Source organism: Alcanivorax sp. IL3, from assembly GCF_047495465.1.
GTDB lineage: Bacteria > Pseudomonadota > Gammaproteobacteria > Pseudomonadales > Alcanivoracaceae > Alcanivorax > Alcanivorax jadensis.
This window is the reverse complement of sequence record NZ_CP179931.1, coordinates 555013-577938: the sequence shown is the minus strand read 5'-3', so window position 1 is coordinate 577938 and position 22926 is coordinate 555013. Positions and strand designations below refer to the sequence as shown.

Annotated in this window: 21 protein-coding genes; 11 read left to right on the top strand and 10 right to left on the bottom strand. The window is 58.2% G+C overall.

The window, feature by feature from the left end:
- The first annotated feature begins 125 nt into the window (after positions 1 to 125).
- The gene (locus ACMG4M_RS02750; protein ID WP_035246224.1) at positions 126 to 428 is read left to right on the top strand and encodes a DUF1244 domain-containing protein; all 303 of its coding nucleotides are present in this window, start codon (positions 126 to 128) and stop codon (positions 426 to 428) included.
- Positions 429 to 614: 186 nt separating this feature from the next.
- On the opposite strand, the gene ACMG4M_RS02745 is transcribed toward ACMG4M_RS02750, so the two are convergent.
- The 3 genes from ACMG4M_RS02745 to ACMG4M_RS02735 form a co-directional block, all read right to left on the bottom strand.
- On the bottom strand, positions 615 to 2543 hold the full coding sequence (locus ACMG4M_RS02745) for a choice-of-anchor I family protein (RefSeq protein WP_272961623.1): 1929 nt from the start codon (positions 2541 to 2543) through the stop codon (positions 615 to 617).
- A 192-nt stretch (positions 2544 to 2735) separates the two neighbouring features.
- Positions 2736 to 4289, bottom strand: a complete 1554-nt coding sequence (locus ACMG4M_RS02740; protein ID WP_035246223.1) for a flavin-containing monooxygenase — start codon at positions 4287 to 4289, stop codon at positions 2736 to 2738.
- Between the two features lie 71 nt (positions 4290 to 4360).
- Complete coding sequence (locus ACMG4M_RS02735; protein ID WP_035246221.1) at positions 4361 to 5287, bottom strand: reductase; 927 nt, start codon at positions 5285 to 5287, stop codon at positions 4361 to 4363.
- Positions 5288 to 5434: 147 nt separating this feature from the next.
- On the opposite strand from ACMG4M_RS02735, the gene ACMG4M_RS02730 reads away from it, so the two are divergent.
- On the top strand, positions 5435 to 6046 hold the full coding sequence (locus tag ACMG4M_RS02730; protein ID WP_272962612.1) for a TetR/AcrR family transcriptional regulator: 612 nt from the start codon (positions 5435 to 5437) through the stop codon (positions 6044 to 6046).
- 91 nt (positions 6047 to 6137) lie between these two features.
- On the opposite strand, the gene ACMG4M_RS02725 is transcribed toward ACMG4M_RS02730, so the two are convergent.
- The 3 genes from ACMG4M_RS02725 to ACMG4M_RS02715 are packed head-to-tail and all read right to left on the bottom strand — an operon-like array spanning position 6138 to position 9484.
- Positions 6138 to 7661: a flavin-containing monooxygenase gene (locus ACMG4M_RS02725; RefSeq protein WP_272962611.1), complete on the bottom strand. Its 1524-nt coding sequence runs from the start codon at positions 7659 to 7661 to the stop codon at positions 6138 to 6140.
- 15 nt (positions 7662 to 7676) lie between these two features.
- The gene (locus ACMG4M_RS02720) at positions 7677 to 8516 is read right to left on the bottom strand and encodes an SDR family NAD(P)-dependent oxidoreductase (RefSeq protein WP_272962610.1); all 840 of its coding nucleotides are present in this window, start codon (positions 8514 to 8516) and stop codon (positions 7677 to 7679) included.
- Between the two features lie 38 nt (positions 8517 to 8554).
- Positions 8555 to 9484 (bottom strand): metal-dependent hydrolase, encoded by a 930-nt coding sequence (locus ACMG4M_RS02715; protein ID WP_272997563.1) that lies wholly within the window; start codon positions 9482 to 9484, stop codon positions 8555 to 8557.
- Positions 9485 to 9997: 513 nt separating this feature from the next.
- Between ACMG4M_RS02715 and ACMG4M_RS02710 the strand changes: the two genes are divergently transcribed.
- From ACMG4M_RS02710 to ACMG4M_RS02700, 3 genes are all read left to right on the top strand, one after another.
- Positions 9998 to 10468 carry a DUF4282 domain-containing protein gene (locus ACMG4M_RS02710; protein ID WP_272975270.1) on the top strand — a complete coding sequence of 157 codons (471 nt, stop codon included), beginning with the start codon at positions 9998 to 10000 and terminating at the stop codon, positions 10466 to 10468.
- A gap of 103 nt (positions 10469 to 10571) precedes the next feature.
- A complete protein-coding gene (locus ACMG4M_RS02705) occupies positions 10572 to 11054 on the top strand; it encodes a DUF4282 domain-containing protein (protein WP_272975269.1) in 483 nt (160 codons plus the stop codon).
- Between the two features lie 119 nt (positions 11055 to 11173).
- A complete protein-coding gene (locus ACMG4M_RS02700; protein ID WP_272975268.1) occupies positions 11174 to 12139 on the top strand; it encodes an NAD(P)H-dependent flavin oxidoreductase in 966 nt (321 codons plus the stop codon).
- A gap of 132 nt (positions 12140 to 12271) precedes the next feature.
- Here ACMG4M_RS02700 and ACMG4M_RS02695 read toward each other — a convergent pair whose 3' ends face one another.
- Positions 12272 to 13780 carry a flavin-containing monooxygenase gene (locus tag ACMG4M_RS02695; protein ID WP_035246210.1) on the bottom strand — a complete coding sequence of 503 codons (1509 nt, stop codon included), beginning with the start codon at positions 13778 to 13780 and terminating at the stop codon, positions 12272 to 12274.
- 437 nt (positions 13781 to 14217) lie between these two features.
- Here ACMG4M_RS02695 and ACMG4M_RS02690 point away from each other — a divergent pair, with 437 nt between their 5' ends.
- Positions 14218 to 14460, top strand: a complete 243-nt coding sequence (locus ACMG4M_RS02690) for a hypothetical protein (RefSeq protein ID WP_035246207.1) — start codon at positions 14218 to 14220, stop codon at positions 14458 to 14460.
- A gap of 152 nt (positions 14461 to 14612) precedes the next feature.
- On the opposite strand, the gene ACMG4M_RS02685 is transcribed toward ACMG4M_RS02690, so the two are convergent.
- The 3 genes from ACMG4M_RS02685 to nudE all read right to left on the bottom strand — a co-directional run bounded on the left by ACMG4M_RS02685 (position 14613) and on the right by nudE (position 17147).
- Positions 14613 to 15497: an alpha/beta hydrolase gene (locus tag ACMG4M_RS02685; protein ID WP_414430680.1), complete on the bottom strand. Its 885-nt coding sequence runs from the start codon at positions 15495 to 15497 to the stop codon at positions 14613 to 14615.
- Between the two features lie 115 nt (positions 15498 to 15612).
- Positions 15613 to 16428, bottom strand: coding sequence for a 3'(2'),5'-bisphosphate nucleotidase CysQ (gene cysQ, locus ACMG4M_RS02680; protein ID WP_035246204.1), 816 nt, complete (start codon positions 16426 to 16428; stop codon positions 15613 to 15615).
- 170 nt (positions 16429 to 16598) lie between these two features.
- Positions 16599 to 17147 carry an ADP compounds hydrolase NudE gene (gene nudE / locus ACMG4M_RS02675; RefSeq protein WP_035246337.1) on the bottom strand — a complete coding sequence of 183 codons (549 nt, stop codon included), beginning with the start codon at positions 17145 to 17147 and terminating at the stop codon, positions 16599 to 16601.
- A gap of 89 nt (positions 17148 to 17236) precedes the next feature.
- Here nudE and yrfG point away from each other — a divergent pair, with 89 nt between their 5' ends.
- From yrfG to ACMG4M_RS02650, 5 genes are all read left to right on the top strand, one after another.
- Entirely contained in the window at positions 17237 to 17890 is a 654-nt protein-coding gene (yrfG, locus tag ACMG4M_RS02670; RefSeq protein ID WP_035246202.1) for a GMP/IMP nucleotidase, read from the top strand.
- A gap of 10 nt (positions 17891 to 17900) precedes the next feature.
- Positions 17901 to 18311 carry an RNA-binding S4 domain-containing protein gene (locus tag ACMG4M_RS02665; protein ID WP_414430679.1) on the top strand — a complete coding sequence of 137 codons (411 nt, stop codon included), beginning with the start codon at positions 17901 to 17903 and terminating at the stop codon, positions 18309 to 18311.
- A 39-nt stretch (positions 18312 to 18350) separates the two neighbouring features.
- A complete protein-coding gene (gene hslO / locus ACMG4M_RS02660; protein WP_414430678.1) occupies positions 18351 to 19205 on the top strand; it encodes an Hsp33 family molecular chaperone HslO in 855 nt (284 codons plus the stop codon).
- A 381-nt stretch (positions 19206 to 19586) separates the two neighbouring features.
- On the top strand, positions 19587 to 21131 hold the full coding sequence (locus tag ACMG4M_RS02655) for a phosphoenolpyruvate carboxykinase (protein ID WP_035246197.1): 1545 nt from the start codon (positions 19587 to 19589) through the stop codon (positions 21129 to 21131).
- 308 nt (positions 21132 to 21439) lie between these two features.
- On the top strand, positions 21440 to 22732 hold the full coding sequence (locus ACMG4M_RS02650; protein WP_414430677.1) for an NAD(P)/FAD-dependent oxidoreductase: 1293 nt from the start codon (positions 21440 to 21442) through the stop codon (positions 22730 to 22732).
- Positions 22733 to 22926 lie beyond the last annotated feature (194 nt).

Below are 22926 nucleotides of genomic sequence, written 5' to 3'. Positions count from 1 at the left end.
CTTCCTCCATGCGGATTTCAATATGGGTATCCCAAGTATGCCCTATAGTATGCACGGTAAGGGGCCAACGTCGACGCCCGCCGTGTACAGACCGTATCATGGCTCCCCCATTGCAGGAGAAGCCCATGACTACGCTGGATACGGCCACACGCACCGAACTGGAAGCCGCCGCCTTTCGCCGCTTGCTGCAGCATCTGGATGATCACAAGGAAGTGCAAAATATTGATCTGATGATACTGGCGGACTTCTGCCGTAACTGCCTGTCAAAATGGCTGGTTGCCTCTGCGGATGAGCGTCAGGTGACACTGGATTACGACGCCGCAAGGGAATGGGTATACGGCATGCCCTTCGCCGATTGGAAAGCGCAATACCAGACACCGGCTACCCCGGAACAACTGGCAGCGTTCGAGGCCAAACAGAAAAATTGATCGTGGAAAGCGGCAAGCCGCCGCATGTGGAGAGCCTTGCCCCAAACGGGATGATATGACTCCGCGCGGCAATGCAATAAACAAGCGCCCAAAGTGCGTGAAAGGCTGTATTGCACAGCCTTCCACGCGTTATAGCTTGTAGCTTGAAAGGCAGCCCACAGGCCGCCTCGATATAGCTAACGAGCATTACTCCTCGTCGAATAGCATTTCCACCTGGTAGACAGCGGTGGTACCACTGACTTCGTTACCCACCACCAGCAACGGCATGCCATTGGGGGAATCGGCGGCGGCGATGAACACCAGCCCTTCCGGTCCCAGATCCCCCACCACGGCGCCCACATCGCTTTCTGCCAGCAGTCCATCATCGATCAGGTCTTCGATATCCTCGCCATCACCGCCGCCGCCCCAGAAGTTGCGGCTGTTCAGGTAATCCAGCCGCTGGGGCTGCTGCGGATCGGTAATGTCATAGACCAGGATCCCGCCCATGCGCTCCAGGGCCAGGAACAGGAAGGTCTTGTCGCCGATGGCGCCGATGGTCAAACCTTCCGGCTCAGGGCCCTTGGCATCACTGCGGCTGTCCATGGCATTGATTTCATCATGGCCACTGTTGAAGTAATCCTGGCAGGCAATGCTGCGGTTGGTGCCCAGCCGACATTCATCGCTGGCCAGGAACTGTTCGATGGCATCACCGCTGTCGAATACCAGGTTGCCGTTTTCATCCCGGATGGAGAAGGAGCGACCCCCATAGCTGTACAGGGTGTCATACATGATGCGGGTTCCGGCTTCATCTGCCTCTCCCGCATCGTTATACATCACAGGATTACCAGCTTCGTCGACCTTGTAGCCCTGAGTCCAGGTAATATTGAGACGGCCCAGCACATCGTCTTCACGGCAATCCCCGGGATCACCGGCGGTGGCGCCGCAGTAATCGAACACCGCCGGATCCAGCAGCGCACCGGCACCCAGTTCACGCAGCTGGGGAGGTAAATCGTCACCACAACGACGGTCGAAACCACTCTTATGCACCAGATGTTTGACGCGAAATTCTTCCACGAATCCCTGACTAGCATCACCGGCGCAACCTTCGCCCTCTTCACCCCAGTAAGCATCGTTATCTTCGCCCCAGGCACGAGCGTCGCCTTCGTTGGCAGTGACCAGATAGGTACTGCCATCAGCGCGGTAAGCATGAATGGCATCAGGCAGGTACAGGCCCACTACCCCTTCCCAGGTCTGGATGTTGATCTCTTGATCGTCATCGCTGGCATCAATGCCGAAGCCTTCCACGCTGCGATCGATTTCTCCCAGCGGGAGGATACCGGTAACGGTAGCCGTCTCGATATTGACCTTGGCCAGGGCATTATTTTCCTGCAGGGTCACCCAGGCGGTTGTGCCATCGGCGGACACGGCGATGTATTCCGGTTCCAGATCCTTGGCCACATCCGCGCCGGGACCATAGATACGCACGCCACTGCTGCGCAGTGTGTCCGCATCAAATGCACTGAAATCCGCCGTGCTAACCTGAGGGTCTTGCGGGTTGCTGATATCGATAATGCTGATGGAGCCATCCGGATCGATCTGATAATCATCGCTGGGCTCCCCTTCATTAGCGGTAAGCACCTTGCTGCCATCCGGGGTGAAGATAATCATGTCCGGCTGAGCACCCACTTCTACACTACCGAGCAGGCTGAGGTCATCGGCACGATACAAGGCGGCAAAGCCGTTATCGGTTTTCGGGTCGGCCTCAATGGCGATCGCCACCAACCCATTTTTCACCGCCACGCTGTTGACCACCGCACCGGCAGCAACCTCTTCAACGCCCAGCGACGCGATCAAGGCAGGCTTGGCCGGGTTGCTCATATCCAGCACATCGAGCACACCCAGCCTGGCGTTGACCACGAACAGGCGCTGGCTGGCACTGTCATAGGCTGGAATTTCAGCAGCAGAGGTATCGAAACTGCCGGACTCGTAGCGGCTCAGAAAGGACAAGCGCAGGCTATCCGGCGTCTTCACTTGCTCGCCACCCGCAGCAGGATTGTTATCGCTGCTGTCACCGCCACAGGCAGTCAAGGCAGTCGCCAGCAGTACGCCGGCGCCCAGGCTATACCAGGATGTCATTGTGAATTCCCCAATGGTTCGTGTTATTTGTTGATCAGTGAACCTGGGGTTATAGCCGGGCGGGATGAAATCGATGCGACAGTAGCGTGATGATTTTATGGCAGAAGCAGGAAGCTGCGCCAGAACATGACCTTGGCCGCAAAAAAAACGCGACCAGAGGCCGCGTTCACCGGAAGAAACCAGACCAGGAGGTCAGACGGCTTCGTAATCGCGCTCTTCAAATTCCGACATCTGGGCCGCGTACTGGGTAGCAAAACCCGGATACATGGTGGCATTGAAGCCATCCTCGGTCAGATACCAGCTTTTGCAGCCGGAGTTCCAGTTGGTTCGGGCCAGGCGCTTTTGTATTGCCCTGTTGTGTCGGCGCTGAACGTCTTCTTTCACGTCCAGCATTTTCAGATCGTTTTCGATAATTTTCCGGATGCCTTTCACCGCATAGTCGAGCTGGGATTCCATGTACACCAGCGCCGAGTTATGGCCGGGTCCCGAGTTGGGTCCGAAAGTCATGAACAGGTTCGGGTAACCGGACACATTGATGCTCTTGTAGGCCTGGGCTCCGCCCTGCCACTCTTCCCCCAGCACCCGGCCGGCACGGCCTTTCACCGGGAACGGCGTGCCGGAATGACTGACGTCGAAACCAGTAGCAAAGACAATACAGTCCACCTGATGCTCGATGCCTTCCACCGTCCGGATACCCTTTTCGCTGAGGCGGGCAATGGGCCAGGTGATCAGTTTGGCATTATCTTTCTGCAGGGCCGGGTAGTAGTCGTTGGAGACCAGCACCCGCTTGCAGCCGATGGTGAAATCCGGAGTCAGCTGGCGACGTAGCCAGCGATCTTTCACCTGGCGACGCAGATGCAGGCGCGCCACCCGTTCGGCAATACGCGTCAGCGGTGACTTCCAGATAACCGCCAGCGCCATGCTCTCATGGGTCCAGTAGAGAAGATTGCGCATGGCCTGCTGACTGGCTGGCAGTTTTTCAAACAGCTTCTTGTTCCAGGCGGGCGTGGCAAAATCCGGGCGCGGCATCACCCAGCCCGGAGTGCGCTGAAACACTTTCACGTGGCCCGCCTGTTTCACCAGTTCGGGAATAATCTGGATGCCGCTGGCGCCGGTACCGATGACAGCCACTTTCTTGCCGGTAAAATCGTACTCGTGATCCCAGCGGGCGCTGTGAATCTTGTGGCCCGTGAAATCCTCGATGCCGGTAATGGCCGGGAAGCTGCAGTTGGACAAGGGGCCCTGAGCCATCACCGCGGCCCGCCCGGCAAACTGCTCACCTTTGTCGGTGGTGGCGGTCCAGATGCCTTTCTTTTCATCAAAGGACAGGTCTTCCACATTTTTCTCGAAACGGATGTGCGATTCCAGCCCAAACTCGGCCACCAGATGGTGGATATAGCCGAGAATTTCCTCGCTGCCCGAGAAGCTCCGTGACCAGTTCGGGTTGGGCGCAAACGAATAGGAATACAGATTGGAGGGAATATCGCAGGCGGCACCGGGGTACTGATTGTCCCGCCAGGTGCCGCCTACCGCGTTGGCACGCTCCAGAATCACGATATCCTCAATGCCGGCCTGCTTGAGTCGGATAGCCATTCCCAGGCCGGCAAAGCCCGCCCCCACAATCAATACGGCGGCCGGCTTTACCGCGGGTGCTTTCTTTGCCGCCGGGCGTTTTCCCGTGGCGGAGCGTTTGCGGGTCGCCGCCTTGCGTGGGGCCTTTTTCGGGGAGGCAGAGGACGTAGTCATAACAGAATCTCTTCAGCAATCAGGTGGCCGCGCCATGTGCCGGGTGCACATGGCGCGCCGTCATGGCGATATCAGGCAGTGGGCTGGTAGGTCAGCTCTTTCACCCAGGAAGGCACAGCAGGCAGCGCCCGGCGCGGAATCAGACCGGTCAGTTTGACCATGCCATCCACAGGCACGTGATAGGCACGGTTACGCCGATTCACCACAAGCTTGGCGTGCTGGCGAATGACCTGGAACCAGGGGTTACGACGGCCATCTTCCGTACGACCACCAATTTTTTCGAACTTGGCCATGGCCGCATACAGCCGCTCTTCCGGCAGCCCCATGGTAATAATGTTGTCGCGCATTTTATTGAGCAGCGGCACATAGGAGGCGATGCCCAGCATCAGACGCGGATCCAGTAACGGTGCCAGCATTTTGGTGGCACCAATAAAGGTTTTCCCGCGGCCCTGCATTTCCATCACACTGAAGCCCACGCCCAGATGACGGGACTCATCGTCGTTGATCTTTTCGAACGCCTGGTGGCAAACCGGATCTTTCACCGTCTCCAGCAGGAAGGTACACAAGGCACCGTCCAGGGCAATTTCCAACATCGGCACCACCGTGCCCAGCACATACACCGGCATGTCATCGCTGTAACGATCCAGCCATTCAATCACCAGACGCAGATTGATGTTGGGCTCGGGAATTTCATCACCCTCAAGCATGCCCCAGCGCTTCATCAGTGCCATCTCGGCATTGGCATGGCGCTGTTCTTCCGCATGAAAGTAGGTGTAGATCTGGCGTAAGGTATCGGTAGGGGCTTTCTTGGCCATGGCGGCAAATGCCCGGGCACCCACGTGCTCAATCCACATCAGGTCGGCCATGAAATCTTTCAGCTTGGGCCACTGCTCTTCGGTAATCAGTTCGGCACCCGGGGCGTCCCAGTCGATATCCGACAGGGCCCACTGGGTGCTTTTGATTTTGGTCAGCATTTTGTCCAGATCGATGGAAGCCATGATGCACTCCTTACGGATTATTCTGCGAGTTGAACGAGGGGCCCGGTCTGCCCGGCGCACCGTTACTGGTGACAAAATTATTTACTGTCACATTGGTTGATGTAACAATAAAGCGAATGCTCGTTCGGATTCAACTCGGATAACCTGATGGCTCGCAAACCCAAACAACAACGCTCCAAAGCCACCGTGGACGCCATTGTCCAGGCCGCCCTGATCTCCATTGCCAATCACGGGCCGAGCGGCATCACCGCCCGGCAAATCGCAGAGAAGGCCGGAATCGGCGTGGGGTCACTCTATGAATATTTCGAAGACAAGGACGCCATCATCGATGCGGCCAGCAAGCGCTTTGTCAGCGATACCGTTGACCTGATCAAGCCGCTGATCCCGGAACTGGTGCGTCTGGACATTCGCGAGGCTATCGAGAAATTGCTGTTCAGCTTTCGCGACTTTCTGGAAGAGAACAATCAGCTCTACCTGCGCTGCGCCCGCCACGCCTTCAGCATGGACATGGTGATTTACCAGTCACCGATCAATAGCGCCCTCATGGAGCTTTTCACCCAGTACCTGATGCATCATCCGCAGCTGCTTAAACTGCCGAATATTCCCACCGTGGCTTATTTCTATATTAATGGCGGCATTTTCACTGTGGTCAGGCATCTCTCCGAGGACAATCCGATACAAAGCTTTGAGGAGCTGGCAACAGTGTTCGGGGACATTCTCGCCAGCTACGTGGAGAAGAAGGTGGAAGCCGCAGGGTAAATCCATCCGGCAAAAGGGCTGCCGCAGCCCGGAAAGCATGAGGAGAAGCATTGCGCTTCCCCTCATTCAACAAGCCTGTTCCTGATGTGCATCAGGCGGCCTTCTTTTTCTCCGCGCTCTGGTAGACCACTTCGTAGTCTCCTACCTTGAAACGGCTCAAACGCTTCTTGAGTTCCTTCAGCGACCAGGGCCAGGCGGCAAAGTTGCGGCCGTTCTGGTCCAGGTAGTAGCTCTTGCAGCCACCGCTGTTGAACACCGTAGTTTTCAGGTGTTTCTGAACCTTGTCATTGTGGGCCCTCAGCACCTGGGGCTTGATGGCAAAACGGGTAATCCCCTTCTCTTTCACCTTCTTCAGGCCATCGATGATGTAGTCCAGCTGGGCTTCCGCCAGGCCGATAAAGGAATCGTACACCAGCACATTAGGGCCCAGCACCAGGAAGGCATTCGGCACATCCTTCATGGTAGCGCCCAGATAGGCCTCTGGTGAGGTGTCTTTCCACAGGTCGGAGAGGCGATCGCCGTTGGCGTCGATAACCTTGCGACCAATGGGGGGATGGGATACCTCGAAGCCGGTACCCCAAATGATCACATCCACCTCGTGACGCTCACCGTTGGCAGCAATCACGGTATTGCCTTCCACTTCCACCAGACCATGGGGAATCAGGTTGGCATTGTCTGCCTGCAGGGCCGGGTAATAGTTGTTGGCAAACAGGATACGCTTGCAGCCCAGGGTAAAGTCCGGGGTCACCGCCTTGCGCAGGGTCTTGTCTTTCACCTGGACGCGCAACAATTGCTTGGCAGCCGTGCTCACCGGCTGCAGAGCCGCCGGGTTACGAAGCCCGAAGTTGATCACGTTCAGGGAGGTAGCCACCGCCTTGCGCCAGCTTTTCTGAATAATAGGCAGCTTTTCGATCAGCTGCTTGCTGGTGTCACCCAGATCCATATCCGGCTTGGGCAGTACCCAGGGCGCGGTACGCTGGAATACGTGCAGCTCTTTGACCTTGGGCTGGATCTGCGGCACAAACTGGATAGCCGAGGCGCCGGTGCCGATCACCGCCACCCGTTTTCCGGTCAGATCATAGTCATGGTTCCACTGGGCGGAGTGGAACATTTCGCCCTTGAAGCTATCCAGGCCCGGCAGGGACGGAATCTGGGCTTCGGTGATCGGGCCAGTGGCGAAGACAACCGTGCGTGCCAGGGTCTGGCCTTTTTCCTCACCGGTTTTGGTATCCAGCACCCACAGGTGGCGACTTTCGTCCCACTCGGCATGTTCCAGCTCGGTGCCAAACTCGATCAGTTCCTTGATGCCGAAATCTTCACTGACCTCTTCCAGGTAGCTGAGAATTTCCGGCTGGCGAGCAAACAGATGGCTCCACTTGCTGCTCAGGGCAAAGGAAAAGGAGTACAGGGAAGAAGGCACATCACAGCCGCAGCCCGGGTAGGTATTTTCCCGCCAGGTACCGCCGACGCGGGTGGCTTTCTCGATGATCTTGAAATCGTGATAGCCCTCTTTTTTCATCTTGATCGCAGCGCATAGGCCGGAAATGCCGGCGCCGACGATAAAGGTGTCGTAAATCCTGGCCTCAGGGGTTTTGCGTTTCTTTGCTGCTGCCATGATGAAATTCCTCGATCAATTCTTAACAAACCGGTAAGAGAACCCAAGCAGGTTCGCGTACAAATTGGGAGTGGCACGCTTCATCATCCAGAACAACTTGGCGTCCACCTGGGGCGTGGTGTACAGCTCACCCTTGTCGAGACGATTCAGGGTCAGCTTGGCCACGGAATCACTGGTGGTCATGGCGTAGTTCATCAGCGCATGATCGGCCAGCTTGGAATAACGCGCCGGAATGCGGCCATCCTTGATGATGTTGGTGGGCACCAGAGTCGGACACAGCACGTTGACATTGATATTGTCGCGCTTGAGCTCAGCGTACAGGGTTTCGGACAACGCCCGCACGCCGGCCTTGGTCACGTTATAGGCACTCATTTCCGGCGCGGCGGTATAGGATGCAGCAGAGGCCACGTTGATAATGGCGCCACGGCCCTGCTTCTTGAACCCGGGTACAAAGTAGTGGCAGCCATGCACCACGCCCCACAGATTCACATCCATGGCCCATTTCCAGTCTTCCAGGCTCAGTTCTTCGAACTTGCCACCAATGCCCACACCGGCATTATTGATGACCATGGTGACCGGGTGGCCCAGCAGTTTTTCAGACTGCTCGGACAGCTTCTTTACCTGGGCCGCCTTGCCCACGTCACAGGCCACCGCAAACGCTTTACCGCCGGCCTTCTCGATCAGCGCCACGGTTTCCTCGGCACTTTCCAGCTTCAGATCCGCGCAGACAACCGCGCTGTTTCGTCTCGCCAGTTCCAGGGCAAAACTGCGACCAATACCACTGCCAGCACCGGTGACAACAGCGTAGCCGTTATAGCTCGGCTTGCTGGAACGAAACTTGAGAATATTCAGCATTATTTTCTACCTTTTCAGGTTGAGTATTCAGCGTTCGTTCAGGCGCGCTTGCCCGGTACGAATTCCTTGGTCAGATACGGCGTCAACAACCCGGTTTTCGGGTGCAGCAGCTTTTCCTTGTAGTACTCCAGGTAGGCACTGGTATCGTGGTCGCTGGGGTGAAAGTCCCGACGGGTGTAATCGAGAATATGCTTGATGGTGCTGCCGAAGACCCCCTCTTCAGGCCCGGCCATTACCGCCAGGCTACGCTTCACATCTTTCCAGTATCTGGGGCTCAGCAAGTTACGCGGTTTGCGCATTACCGGAATCAACGACGCCGCAACCGGAATCAGGAAAGTGATAGTGAAGGCCGCCAGGGCAAAACCACGCATGCGCAGATAATAATCACCGGACAATTCCTGGAACACGTCGTAGGCAACATCCTTATGCTCCGACTCTTCCAGCATGTGCCACATCCACAGGGCCCGCTGCTTCTCGTCCAGGGATTCATAGAAGATGTCTTCGTTCTTCATCATGTATTCCGCCATCACCGCAGTGAAATGCTCAATGCCTGCCATCAATGACAGCTGCATGCGGTTGGACAGTTTCTTGAAGCCGTGCTCGAACACCTTGTCGGCAAGGAAGCGATACAGGCCGACCGGGTAACGATGCTGGGCCAGTACCTCGTTGAACTCGTTGTGCATCTTGGAGTGAATGGCTTCCTGACCGATCAGGGCGGTTACCAGACGCTTGAGCTCCGGATCTTTCACAAACTGACGATGGTGGCGGGCGGTGTCGATCACCAGATCTTCGCCAAAGGTCAGAAAGATGGACAGGGCTTCGAAATAGGCCGACGCCAGCTCAGTGTTTCTGAAGAAGGTATCGTCCAGTTGCTTGGCATCGAACTGAAAATCCATGTGGCGAATGGGCATCTCAGGCCGTTTCTGGGCGGTTTTCGACACGTATTGATGAATCGTTGCAGTCGTCATTAGGTCACCTGTCCAATGAGGGCAAAGCCGATAATGTTGCGCGCCATGGGAGTGAGTTGGGCGCGCACTACTGTTACATTGACGAGTGACACAATAAAGCGAATGCTTGTTCGGGTTCAATTCGGTTCAACCTTCCTATGTCATGCCTGCTGTCATTATTCAGCCATGTCCGTCAGAAGGTATAACAACGGGCCTAAAAACCCCCAAAAGGAAATGTAACTCTTTGTTTTTAATAGTTAAACTCCAATTGCCCGGGGGCATCTGAAAACGCCATCACCTGCCCCTCTCCAAGCCTGCTTTCCACAACCCGGGCAGCCCACCCCTCGCTCATCGCCAAACCCGAGCACAGCGTTCGGATTTAGGCCGCACGATAGGCCACGATTTGCCTAGTATTCGCTCCCCTATGGAGCGGCCATAGAGGCTTTTCCATATAACAGAGCATTACAATCTATGGGTAGGAAAAGCCCGGTAGCCCGGCAACAATGAAGCAAATGAATCGTCATCGGGGTATCTATGTTCAACAAGGAAAAGCTGAACCAATCAAAAGTCCTGCAAATGGTGGACTGGCAGTTTAATCGCTACCTGTCCATGCAGTTGCTGCCATTGCTCTACCTGCTGATGATTATTGGCGCGGTATTGCTGGTGGGCTTTTTTGTGGCTGCCAGCTTTTCCAGTTCGTTATGGTTTGGTTTGGCCACCGCCACCCTCTCCCCCCTGATCCTGCTGGTGATGATCGCCATCGTCCGGGCTGCCCTGGAATATCTGGTCATGGCCCACCGCACCATGAGCATTGTCGAAAGCATGCGCCCCCTGCCCGAGCGTGTGGAAAGCCTGGATAACAAAGTGGATGCCCTCAACGAGCACGTCATCGACCTGCACGAAATGCTGATGCAACTGCGTCCGCTGCTGCGTTCTGCAGGGCTGCCGGGACGTTTTATCGAATCACTGCGCAAGGGCGACAGCAAGGAAAACGGCGACAAGTAAACACTGTAATCACCGCACCGCCCGAGGGGGCGGCGCTGCGGTAATTGTGCCAAGAATCTACGGTTCTAGACTGAATTTCATTACAACAATAGGGGAATTCACCATGGAACCTGACCAGCGCTTACAACGACCACCTTCTCTCGTTCCCAACCTGGCGGATTGGCGTTTCGAGCACTACCTGACCATGCGCTTGTTGCCACTCTTCTACATTCTACTGGTAGGCGGAGCGGCAGTGGCCGTGGCTGGTATTGCTGCCGCCTGTTTCTGGATATCCACACCTGTGGGACTCATCGCCTCTGCGATCGCGCCCCTGCTGCTGCTGGTGATAGTGGCGGTAGTGCGCGCCGCCCTGGAATACTTGATCATGGCTCACCGAATCATGCGAATTATTGAACGCATGGACGCTTTGCCTGATCAGGTCAGGGGGCTGTCTCACCGGGTAGACGGCATCACCCGGCAAGTGGACAGCCTGACAGATAATGTTCAGGACATTCACCAGGACCTGATGCACGTGCGGCCTTTGCTGCGCTCAGCAGGCTTTCCATCTCGCCTACTGGCTTTTCTGAAAGCCCCCACGATTCGCTAGGCAGCGTCTGAATCAGCATGAACGTCGTATCCAACCATCGCAATTGCCGGTCTTTTCAGGTGTAATTTCTCTCCTGCAGGCGCCCGCCATGGCGCCCTCACCCAGAACAAGGAGTTACCATGTCGCTACCCGCGTCCCTGCAAGAGCGGCTGCGTCTGCCAGCTGTTGCTTCCCCCATGTTTATCGTCTCCAACCCGGATCTGGTCATCGCCCAGTGTAAGGCGGGCATCGTCGGCTCTTTCCCGGCACTCAACGCCCGCCCGGCAGAAGAGCTGGAAGTATGGCTGAAGCGAATCACCGAAGAGCTGGACGCCTGGAACCAGGCCAACCCGGACCAGCCGGCAGCGCCCTTTGCGGTCAACCAGATCGTGCACAAGTCAAACAACCGGCTGGAACACGATCTGGAAATGTGTGTGAAGTACAAGGTGCCCATCGTGATCACCTCACTCGGCGCCCGGGTGGACGTGAACGAGGCGATTCACAGCTACGGCGGCCTGGTATTTCACGACATCATCAACAATTTCTTCGCCAAGAAGGCCATCGAAAAAGGCGCCGACGGCCTGATCGCTGTGGCCGCCGGTGCCGGTGGCCACGCAGGTACCCAGTCGCCATTTGCCCTGGTGCAGGAGATCCGCGAATGGTTTGACGGCCCCGTGCTGCTGTCCGGCTCCATCGCCAAGGGTGACGCCATTCTCGGCGCCCAGGCCATGGGTGCGGACCTGGCCTATATCGGCTCCGCCTTTATTGCCACCGACGAAGCCAACGCGGACGAACGCTACAAGCAGTCCATCGTCGACAGCAGTGCCAGCGACATCATCTATTCCAACCTCTTTACCGGCGTTCACGGCAACTACCTGCGCAGCTCCATCGAAGCGGCCGGGCTGGACCCGAACGACCTGCCGGAAAGCGACCCATCCAAGATGGATTTCGGCGACGGCAGCTCAAAAGCCTGGAAAGATATCTGGGGCAGCGGCCAGGGTATCGGCGCCATCAAGAAAATCGGTCCGGCCAGTGAATTGATCGAGCGACTCAAGCAGGAATACAGCAGCGCTCGCCAGCGGATGGATCAGCTGCCCTGGAAGTAAAAAGCGGCAAGCAACAACGCGTCAGAAAAAAGCAGAGGACTGAAACCAAAGAGGCCGCGCCCGATCCCCGGGCACGGCCTCTCTGGTTTGCAGCCACAACACGTCTTGCCGCGTTGTGGTTTACCGCTCGCTTCAGCCTGTAACGGAGCCAAGCACCGATGCAACTAGCCCTTTCTTTTTCACTGGCTGGAAATTGCTGAACTCCAGCACACCATCATCAATGGCGCCGAAACGCAGCTTCGGCAGATCTACCAGGTAATTCTGCACGACCATCCATGGCTGCTTGGAGCCCTGTCGGGGCAGACGATCGTCCGCACGCATGACATAGCCCGACTGCAAACCCAGGAAGTTTTCATCGGTGATGCAATCTTCGTTGTCACGGGGAATCACGGTCTGGGCGCCGGTTTTTTCCATGTGGTTAAGCAGGCGGCACACATACTCGCAGACCAGGTCCGCTTTCAGGGTCCAGGAAGAGTTGGTGTAGCCGAAGACCAGCGCCATGTTCGGCACATCACGCAGCATCATGCCTTTGTAGACCAGCGACTCGCGGGGCTCTACGGCCTTGCCGTCGATGGTCCCTTCCACCCCGCCAAGCATCTGAACATTGAGACCGGTGGCGGTGATAATAATGTCCGCCTCCAGCTCCTGACCGGACTTGAGCAGAATACCGTTCTCAGTGAAACGCTCGATATGATCGGTAACGATATCGGCCTCACCCCGGCGAACGGTCTTGAACAGGTCACCATTGGGCACCGCACACAGACGCTGATCCCAGGGGTTATAGCTGGGGCGGAAATGGGTCATATCCACATCATCGCCAAGCTGACGCTTCGCCGCCGCCAACAGAGCTCGCCGCACCAGTTTCGGGCGCTGCTTGGACAGCTTGTACACCAGGCGCTGGATACCAATGTTACGGGCGCGAGCCAAACGATAGACCATCATCTCGGGCATAAAACGGCGCATACCCACGGAGATCGGGTCCACTTCCGGCACGGTGGCAATATAGGTCGGGGAGCGCTGCAACATGGTGACCTGTGCGCCCTCTTTGGCCATGGCCGGGACCAGGGTTACGGCGGTGGCGCCGGAACCGATCACCACGACTTTCTTGCCTTTATAGTCCAGGTTTTCCGGCCAGTGCTGGGGATGAACCACCTGGCCCTTGAAGTCTTTCTCACCGGGGAAATCCGGCTTGTAGCCTTCGTCGTAGTTGTAATAACCACTGCAGGAGAACAGGAAATTGGCGGTAAAGGTTTCCTGCTCGCCGGTTTTCTCGTTGGTGGTTTCCACTGCCCAGTGATTATCAGCACTGGACCAGTTCGCCTTGATCACCTTGCGACCAAAGCGGATATGTTTTTTCACCCCGTACTCTTCCGCCGTGTCTTCCACGTACTGGCGAATAGAGTTGCCATCAGCAAGCACCTTGGGCTCGGTCCAGGGACGGAAGCTGTAACCCAGGGTGAACATGTCGGAATCGGAACGGATACCCGGGTACTTGAACAGATCCCAGGTGCCGCCAATGCGTTCGCGGCGCTCGATAATGGCATAGCTACGATTCGGGCTCTTGCGGGTCAGGTGGCAAGCTGCCCCGATACCGGAAAGGCCGGCACCAATAATCAATACATCAACGTGGTTATTAGACATTCTCTTTTACCTCCAGCCCTTGGGCCGCCTGGTCTCGGCAGTGCAAAACATTGACATCATTCAATGGCACCGTTAACTGACAGACAGAATAGCCGTACTGGCGGGTATGAGAAAAGGCCAAAACAGGCCGTTAATTGGCCCTGGAGACGGGGAAAAGTGCCGCTAGGGACGGCAGGTGTGGCGCAGCCAGCATTAACACTGGATCTACTTTCCCTGACCGCCTGTCTACCCACATGGCGGCCATGGGGTTGGCGACCAGCTATTACTCGCTGATTTTCATAATAAAGTGGTACGGACGATCCAATATCATCGTGCCATCACCGATTTGTGACCTCATACACATTGCTGCCCTGCCCACTTCTGCATACTGCCTGCGCGCCATAGGGGAAAGGCGCTTACGGGGATGGATTACACACTATAATTATAAGGGTTCCGGCATGTTCGATCTGACTGCCTTCGGGGATACGTTCGCCTCTCACCCCTGGCTATGGATACCGATTTCCTGCGCCACCATTATCAGCCTGCTGTTATGGAGCGGTCGCATCCGCCAGCCCGGCATGGTCAACCTGTTCGCCGTTGGCCTGATACTGCCCTGCATCAACCTGAGCATGATCGCCACCGGCGCGCTGGTTGCCGCAGATCAACTGACGCTGGATCTGGTGGCCTTACTGCCGTTCTGAGAGTCGCAAGTGACAAGTTGAAAGTTTCAACGCGGATCAGCGCTGCTGTCAGCCGCTACGCATGAGGCCGCGCCCAATGACTGGAGCGCGGCCTCATGCGTTTGAAATCAAGGGCAAAGGTATGGCGCGTTGCAACTTGAAACTTGCCCACGCTACAAACCCTGAAGAAATTCCAGCTGATCCGCCACACTGATATCCTTGGCCTCGCCCTGATAGATATCGAAATGACCAATCGGATAGCGCTTCACTGTCGCTTTCGCCATGGCCGCAGCGGCCTTTTCTGCGGCTGAAGCCGGCGCCACGGTATCGGTTTCACAGATCAGCACCAGCGCCGGGCAGGCCACCTTGGCCGCCTGCGTCACAGGGCGAAACAAGGGCAGCACCAGGCCGATACGAGCCGCTACTTCATTGGGCACACCCTCCGGCATCAGCGCGGTATAACCATCGTAGGCATCATGACTGGACATGGCCGCCAACTCGCCGGGCTTGCCGGCAGAGGGCAACATGCGCGGCCCCATCCCCAGCAGGCTGCTGGTCATATCCCAGAGACCCAGACCGGTCATTTTCACCGCCTGGCCGACCCCCGCGTAACGCACTACTTCCTGCACCGAGGCCAGGCCATCCATCATCGGACACTGGGCAATGATACCGGCTACGTCCGGTTCCCGGGCCGCCACGGCGGTGACCAGACCGCCGCCAAAGGAGGTCCCCCACAACACGATGCGCTGGTTATCCACTTGCTCCTGCTTGCGCACACAGGCCAGCGCCGCCTGCCAGTCCGCCACTTCCCGGTTGGGCAGCAACACCTGACGGGGCATGCCTTCACTTTCACCGAAGTGCCGGTAGTCAAACTGGAACACCGCGTAGCCGGCTTGCAAAAAGGCATCCCGAAATGGCTCCAGCCCACAGGCCTTGGTGAGACCAAAACCGTGGCCCATGACCACGGTCAGGAAGGGGCCGTCGCCTTTGGGAAGATATAGATCTCCCCGGCAGGACTGGCCGTCGCTAACAAATCGCAGCTCATGCATTTTGCTCATGGAAACTCCTTGTTTTTTCTTACCACAGAGGACACAGAGAACACGGAGTTAACGCCTATCAACACAGGTTCTGTTTTCCCTCGGTGAACTCTGTGTCCTCTGTGGTGAATACGCCTTACCCGGCAATCGCCGGGGCGATAAAGCGCCATTCCTCAATGCTCTGCCCCAGCACCAGGAAGTGCGGATTGAGGATGTCTTCCTTGTTATACTGCAATGGCTCGAACGCGGTATTGACCACAACGCCACCAGCAGCCGTTACCACCGCATGCGCAGCAGCAGTGTCCCATTCAGAGGTGGGCGCCAGACGGGGGTAGATGTCGGCACTGCCTTCGGCTACCAGACACAACTTCAGGGACGAGCCCATGGAGGCACGCTCCACGTCACCGACTTCTTCGCGAATAAAGGCTTCCAGCTTTTCCACCGCTTCACCGCCATGGCTGCGGCTGGCCACCATGACCACCGGGGCGGTACGGGCACGGCACTGGATTGGTTTGCGCTCACCGCCTTCCTCTTTATAAGCACCCACACCGCGGCCACCCAGGTAGGTCACTGCCGTTACCGGCACATGCACGACGCCCAGCACCGGGGTATCCCCTTCCACCAGAGCGATGTTGACGGTGAACTCGCCATTGCGCTTGATAAATTCCTTGGTGCCATCCAGCGGGTCCACTAGCCAGAAACGGGGCCAGTCCTTGCGATCCGCGTAGGCAATGCCACCGGACTCTTCGGAAAACACAGGGATCTCCGGGGTCAGCGCCTGCAGGCGCGCTTCGATAATCTTGTGCGCCGCCATATCCGCTTCGGTAATCGGCGACTTGTCGTCCTTGGTTTCCACCCCCAGGTCGTCACGCTCATACACAGTGAGAATAGCCTTGCCCGCTTCACGGGCGATCTCGGCGAGCGGTTCCAGCAGGGTATTAAAGTCGGTCATTTCGTTTTTCCTGTGATTCAGATTTTGCCACCTGTAGAAGCGGCGCCCTCTGTGCTCTGCGAGTATGAGCCTCGAACAGGGCTGCGAAGTCCGGAAAATCGCATCCATATGCGATAGATTTCCTCGCCTGAGGCGAGGATCGCGGCTCAGGCGCCGCTCCTACAGATCAATTATCGACGTTGCTCCAGCAACCGCTTCGCCATCAGCAACGCGGCGATCACCCGGGCTTCCGTCACGTCGTCCCGCTCAATCAAACGGTCCAGGTCGGACAGTTTCCAGGTGAGCACTTCCAGTTCTTCCGGCTCATCCCCGGGCAGGGACTCTTCATACAGGTCTTCCGCCAACACCACCTTGATGCGGTGCCCCATATAACCTGGCGACAGGGTCATGTCCTTCATCAAGGTAAGGTGACGGGCGCCATAACCGGCCTCTTCCTTCAATTCCCGGTTAGCTGCGTCACGCCAGTCCTCGCCGTGTTCGTAGGCGCCCTTGGGCAGGGTCAGTTCGTAACTTTCGGTGCCGGCGCCATACTCGCGGATCATTACCACGGTGTCGTCATCCAGCAACGGCACCATCATTACCGCCGCAATGGGCGGGGTGCGCAGGCGCTCATAGGTCCGCTCCACCCCGTTGCGAAAACGCAGGTGCAGCTCTTCGATTCCGAACAGGCGGCTTTTTGCGACCAGTCGGGTGTCGAGAATCTCCGGTTTCTCATCCATAATCAGCGTCAGATCTCGCGGCAATGATTGTAGGGAGTTACTCAGAAGCTCCTTGAGGCCGAAGACTAACCCGAATACGCAGGAAATTCATGATTGACTGGCAATCCGTCGACACCGTGCTACTGGATATGGACGGCACCTTGCTCGACCTGGAGTTCGATAACTGGTTCTGGCAAAAACATGTCCCCGAGTGCTACGCCCGCCAACAAGGGCTGGATCGGGCCGAGGCCGACCGCATCATCCACGACTGGATCACCAGCCATCTGGGCACCCTCAACTGGTATTGCCTGGATTTCTGGACCGCGGAGCTGGGCCTGGAAATCGCCAGCCTGAAACGGGAAGCCGGCGATCGCATTGCCGTGCGACCCGGCGCGGACACGTTTCTGCAGGCGCTGAAGGAGTCTGACAAACAGGTCATCATGGTCACCAACGCCCATCGTGATGCCCTGGACTTGAAGGTAGAGCGTACCGGCATCGACCGCTATTTCGATGAAATCGTCTCCAGCCACGATTATGGCCACGCCAAGGAAGCCCAGTCCTTCTGGCAGCACCTGCAACGCCACCTGCCCTTTGACCCGGCCCGCGCCCTGCTGGTGGATGACTCCCTGCCGGTGCTGCACAGTGCCCAGCTCTACGGGATCGGCCAGCCGGTCAGCATCCTGCACCCGGATTCCAGCCTGCCCAAGCGGGACCATACCCATCCGTTCCCGGCCATCGACGATTTTCTGCGGGTCTTACCATGAGAGAAATGCCGTGAGCGAGACCGTTCGTATCGACTCCTGGCTGTGGGCGACCCGTTTCTTCAAGACCCGCAGCCTGGCCAAGGCCGCCATCGAAGGCGGCAAGGTGCAGATTGATGGCAGCAAGGCCAAGCCCAGCAAGAATGTGCAACCCGGCCAGACCATTGCCATTACCAAGGGCACCGAACATTTCGAGGTAATAGTAGAAGGCCTGAGTAGCAAGCGCGGCCCCGCCAGCGTGGCCCAGACCCTCTATCAGGAAACCGAACAAAGCCGCAGCCGCCGGGAACAGAGCAGCGAGCAACGCAAGCTGGCACGGGCGGCCGCCGCCGCACCGGACCACAAGCCCAGCAAGAAGGAACGCCGGGATATCCAGCGCTTCAAGAGAGACAACCCTGGAATAACCGCTATCGCGCCCCCATAAAGGCATCGCGAAGACAGCAACAGCCCTCAGGACACGACCATGCAAGATCACAAACAACGCTTTCTGTTCCCTGACTCCGATATCCGCGGCGAACTGGTGCAGGTGGAAAGCAGCGTCACCCGTATTATTGAAGGGCATAACTACCCGCTGGCAGTACAGGGGCTGATCGGCGAGGCGGTAGCCGCCGTGGCACTGCTGGCCAGCACCCTGAAATTCAAGGGCCGCCTGGCATTGCAGGCCCAGGGCAAGGGCCCGGTGTCCCTGCTGCTGGCCGAGTGCACCAACGAGGGCGAGTTGCGCGCCCTGGCCCGCCACAGCGACGGCCAGGACTGGAGCCATGGCGACATCCAGACCCTGATCGGCGACGGCAACATGGTGATCACCATCATCCCGGAGCAGGGCCGCCAGTATCAGGGCGTCGTCCCCCTGGCCGGGGACTCCCTGGCCCAGTGTCTGGAAGCCTACTTCCACCAATCCGAACAACTCCCCACCCGCCTGTGGCTGGCCAGCGGCAATAACCGGGCCGCCGGCCTGCTACTGCAACGGCTGCCCAACCAGCTGGCCAGCAGCGACGCCAACACACAGATGTGGGAGCACCTGGAAGCTCTGGCCGGCACCCTGAAAATGGAAGAGCTACTCAACCTGGACGATCAGACCATCCTCCACCGGCTATTCCACGACACCCCACCACAGCTGCCCGACGCCCAGGCCCTGCAGTTCGGCTGCACCTGCTCCCGGGACCGCAACCGCAATGCCCTGATCTCCCTGGGAAGCAACGAATTGCAGACCCTGCTCGACGAAGACGGCGAAGTGACCCTGACCTGCGACTTCTGCCGCAACCGAGAACGCTTTGATGCGGTGGATCTGGCAGAGATGATCCGGGAGAGTAGTTGACAGTTGATAGTGGACAGTTGACAGCGTCGCGGTCCGGCGTATCAGTTTCTGAAGTGCAAGAGGCCGCGCTCGAACCTTGAGCGCGGCCTCTTGCGGTTAAATGTGTGTCACGGCTAACCCGCGTAGCTGTCAACTGTCCACTATTAACTGTCAACTTGGCCGTGCTGCCGTGACCGCCCGGTCCAAGGGGGAATCGCCACTGATTTCCTTTTCTGGCATAATCGCGCGCCTGTGCTGACTGGAGGTTTCATCCCCCGGTCCCCTTTGGTCTTGCCCGGTGGCAGTAACGGGCACGAGACCGGCACTGTTATCCGCAATGCGAACCAGAGTTTCGGCGCCCATACACGCTGAAACGGCACGGCCACAAGCCCAGGAATGACCATGACCGACCCGATTGTTTATAACGACCTCAGCCCGGCCCAGCTGGTAGAGCTGGCTGTTCAGCGCAACGAAGGCCGCCTGTCCGACACCGGCGCCCTGGTAGTGGAAACCGGTCATCGCACCGGCCGCTCCCCCATGGACCGCTACATCGTTGACGAGCCCAGCACCAGCGAGCACATCCACTGGGGTGCTATTAACCGTGCCTTCCCCGCCGACAAGTTCGATGCCCTGTGGGATCGTGTCAGCGTTGCCGTTGCCGACGCTGATGCCTTTGTTTCCCACCTGCACGTGGGTGCCGATGCGGACCATTACCTGGCAGTGAAAGTGACCGCGCAGACCGCGTGGCACAACCTGTTCGCCAACACCATGTTCATCCGCCCGGAAAAGTACAATCCGCGCAGCAAGGAAGAATGGCAGATCCTGCACGCCCCGCACTTCCAGTGTGAGCCGGAGCGTGACGGCACCAATTCCGATGGCTGTGTGATCCTCAATTTTGCCCAGCGCAAGGTACTGATCGCCGGCATGCGTTACGCCGGTGAAATGAAGAAAGCCATGTTCTCCGTGCAGAACTTCCTGCTGCCGGAAAAAGACGTACTGCCCATGCATTGCTCTGCCAACGTGGGCGACGATGGCGACGTGGCCCTGTTCTTCGGCCTGTCCGGCACCGGTAAGACCACCCTGTCCGCCGATCCGAACCGTTACCTGATCGGTGACGACGAGCACGGCTGGGGCAAGGATGTGGTGTTCAACATCGAAGGCGGTTGCTACGCCAAGTGCATCGACCTGAGCCAGAAAAACGAGCCGGTGATCTGGGATGCCATCAAGTTCGGCGCGGTACTGGAAAACGTCATCATCAATGACGAAAGCCGCACCGCCGACTACACCGACGTGTCCCTGACCCAGAACACCCGCGCCGCCTACCCGCTGGAAAACATCGACAAGAAGGTAGAAGCCAACCGTGCCGGCGAGCCCAAGCACATCATCTTCCTGACCTGCGACCTGACCGGTGTGCTTCCGCCGGTATCCAAGCTGTCCAAGGAAGCGGCGGCCTACCACTTCCTGAGCGGCTACACCGCGCTGGTCGGCTCCACCGAAATGGGTTCCGGTGGCGGCATCAAGAGCACCTTCTCCACCTGCTTCGGCGCCCCCTTCTTCCCCCGTCGCGCCGGCGAATACGCCGAGCTGCTGATCAAGCGGATGGAAGATTTCGGCTCCACCGTGTTCCTGGTGAATACCGGCTGGACCGGCGGCCCCTTCGGCGAAGGCGAGCGTTTCAGCATCCCCACTACCCGTGGCGTGGTGAACGCGATCCTCTCCGGCGACCTGGACAACGCGGAAACCGAGCACCTGGATATCATCAACCTGGACGTGCCGAAAGCCGTTCCCGGTGTGGACAGCCAGCTGCTGCAGCCCAAGAACACCTGGGCCAACCCGGAAAACTACGAGGCCCGCGCCCGCGATCTGGCAGAACAGTTCGAAAAGAACTTTGCCGAGAAGTATGCGGACGTGTCCGACGAGATCCGTGCTGCCGGCCCCAAGGCCTGATCCGTAAGGATCACTGAAAAAGCCCGCCACCGGCGGGCTTTTTCATTGCCGCCCGGCGGGCAGACCCGCCCACCCGGGAAGGCAAAAAGGAAACACCTGGTCTGGACTTGTTTACCACACGCGCTAGACTGCACCCCCGGAGTGGCGACAACCGTCATCGCTCCCTGCCCCACAAGGGCTCTGCCTCATTGATGAGCCACTGAGTGCGCCCAGCGTCATTCAGAGGCTCCTTTAACCCGGACCTGTTCACCGCCAAGGTGGATATGATTGACTGGCAACCCATGAGGGTTGGCCCGACAGGAGCCCCAATGAGCAAACCCAGAATTGTTGTCGTCGGCGGTGGCGCCGGTGGTCTGCCTCTGGTCACCCGCCTGGGTCGCAAGCTCGGCAAATACGGCCACGCGGACGTGACCCTGGTAGATTCCTCCAGCATCCATGTCTGGAAACCGCGTTTTCATGAAGTGGCCACCGGCGCCATCGACGCGGACCTGGATGCGGTGGACTACCGCGCCCACGCCCAGCTGAACCATTACCGTTTTGAGCCGGGCACCATGACCCAGGTGAACGTGGAGGCGCAGACTCTGACGCTGGCTCCGCTCCAGGACAACCACGGCTCGGAAGTGCTGCCGGAACGACAACTCCCCTACGATTACCTGGTACTGGCCACCGGCAGCCAGAGCAACGACTTCGGCACCCCCGGGGTGCGTGAAAACTGCCTGTTCATGGACAGCCGCGCCCAGGCGGAACGCTTTCGCGAACGCTTCCTGAATGCCTGTCTGCACGCCAACTATGAAGGCAAGCCAGTGTCCGTAGCCATTGTCGGCGGCGGCGCCACCGGCGTGGAGCTGGCCGCGGAACTGCATCATGCGGTGTCCATGCTCAATTTCTACGGCCACGAAAAGCTGGATCGCAAACACCTGCAGGTGGACGTGATCGAAGCAGCGCCACGGATCCTGCCGGTGCTCAGCGAACGGGTCTCTGCCACCGCCACCCAGCGGCTGGAATCCTCGGGCGTGAAAGTCCGCACCGGTGTCATGGTCGCCGAGGCAACCCCTGAGGCGCTGGTACCCAAGGAAGGCGACCCCATCAACGCCGACCTGCTGGTATGGGCCGCCGGGGTAAAGTGCCCGGACTGGCTGGGCCAGATCGAAGGCCTGACCACCAACCGCATCAACCAGGTGGAAGTGGAGCCGACCCTGCAGGCCAAGGGACACAAGAACATCTTCATCATCGGCGATGCGGCGTTCCTGATCCCGGAAGGCGAAGAGCGGCCCATCCCGCCAAGGGCCCAGTCCGCCCATCAGATGGCCCAACACACCGCCCGCAGCCTGCAGCAACTGATCATGAAACGTGAACCGCGGCCGTTCCAGTACAAGGACCATGGCTCGCTGGTATCGCTGTCCAATTACAGCTCGGTGGGCATGCTGATGGGCAACCTGAAGGGTGGTAACTTCTTCGTGGAAGGCTGGCTGGCACGGATGATGTACATCAGTCTGTATCGCATGCACCAAGCCGCCCTGTACGGCTGGCCCCGCACGATCATGTTGCTGATCGCCGGCCGCTTCAACAAGCTGGTGCGCCCACGACTGAAACTGCATTAAGGCAACACTACGTAGCACCCGTAGGAGCGGCGCTCTCTGTGCTCTGGGAGTATGAGCCGCGAACTGCTTGCGATACGCTTTCCCAAGTATTTCGCGGCTCAAGCGCCGCTCCTACAGCTGCATTGATGTCAGTTGCAAGCTGCAACGCGCGGGCAGGACAAGCCGTAAATGAACCGCCTCGCCGCACCCTGCCT

Bases quoted from the DNA above. Each gene is read 5' to 3' on its own strand.
- ACMG4M_RS02750 (WP_035246224.1), top strand. From the start codon at position 126: ATGACTACGCTGGATACGGCCACACGCACCGAACTGGAAGCCGCCGCC.
- ACMG4M_RS02745 (WP_272961623.1), bottom strand. From the start codon at position 2,543: ATGACATCCTGGTATAGCCTGGGCGCCGGCGTACTGCTGGCGACTGCC.
- ACMG4M_RS02740 (WP_035246223.1), bottom strand. From the start codon at position 4,289: ATGACTACGTCCTCTGCCTCCCCGAAAAAGGCCCCACGCAAGGCGGCG.
- ACMG4M_RS02735 (WP_035246221.1), bottom strand. From the start codon at position 5,287: ATGGCTTCCATCGATCTGGACAAAATGCTGACCAAAATCAAAAGCACC.
- ACMG4M_RS02730 (WP_272962612.1), top strand. From the start codon at position 5,435: ATGGCTCGCAAACCCAAACAACAACGCTCCAAAGCCACCGTGGACGCC.
- ACMG4M_RS02725 (WP_272962611.1), bottom strand. From the start codon at position 7,661: ATGGCAGCAGCAAAGAAACGCAAAACCCCTGAGGCCAGGATTTACGAC.
- ACMG4M_RS02720 (WP_272962610.1), bottom strand. From the start codon at position 8,516: ATGCTGAATATTCTCAAGTTTCGTTCCAGCAAGCCGAGCTATAACGGC.
- ACMG4M_RS02715 (WP_272997563.1), bottom strand. From the start codon at position 9,484: ATGACGACTGCAACGATTCATCAATACGTGTCGAAAACCGCCCAGAAA.
- ACMG4M_RS02710 (WP_272975270.1), top strand. From the start codon at position 9,998: ATGTTCAACAAGGAAAAGCTGAACCAATCAAAAGTCCTGCAAATGGTG.
- ACMG4M_RS02705 (WP_272975269.1), top strand. From the start codon at position 10,572: ATGGAACCTGACCAGCGCTTACAACGACCACCTTCTCTCGTTCCCAAC.
- ACMG4M_RS02700 (WP_272975268.1), top strand. From the start codon at position 11,174: ATGTCGCTACCCGCGTCCCTGCAAGAGCGGCTGCGTCTGCCAGCTGTT.
- ACMG4M_RS02695 (WP_035246210.1), bottom strand. From the start codon at position 13,780: ATGTCTAATAACCACGTTGATGTATTGATTATTGGTGCCGGCCTTTCC.
- ACMG4M_RS02690 (WP_035246207.1), top strand. From the start codon at position 14,218: ATGTTCGATCTGACTGCCTTCGGGGATACGTTCGCCTCTCACCCCTGG.
- ACMG4M_RS02685 (WP_414430680.1), bottom strand. From the start codon at position 15,497: ATGAGCAAAATGCATGAGCTGCGATTTGTTAGCGACGGCCAGTCCTGC.
- cysQ (WP_035246204.1), bottom strand. From the start codon at position 16,428: ATGACCGACTTTAATACCCTGCTGGAACCGCTCGCCGAGATCGCCCGT.
- nudE (WP_035246337.1), bottom strand. From the start codon at position 17,147: ATGGATGAGAAACCGGAGATTCTCGACACCCGACTGGTCGCAAAAAGC.
- yrfG (WP_035246202.1), top strand. From the start codon at position 17,237: ATGATTGACTGGCAATCCGTCGACACCGTGCTACTGGATATGGACGGC.
- hslO (WP_414430678.1), top strand. From the start codon at position 18,351: ATGCAAGATCACAAACAACGCTTTCTGTTCCCTGACTCCGATATCCGC.
- ACMG4M_RS02655 (WP_035246197.1), top strand. From the start codon at position 19,587: ATGACCGACCCGATTGTTTATAACGACCTCAGCCCGGCCCAGCTGGTA.
- ACMG4M_RS02650 (WP_414430677.1), top strand. From the start codon at position 21,440: ATGAGCAAACCCAGAATTGTTGTCGTCGGCGGTGGCGCCGGTGGTCTG.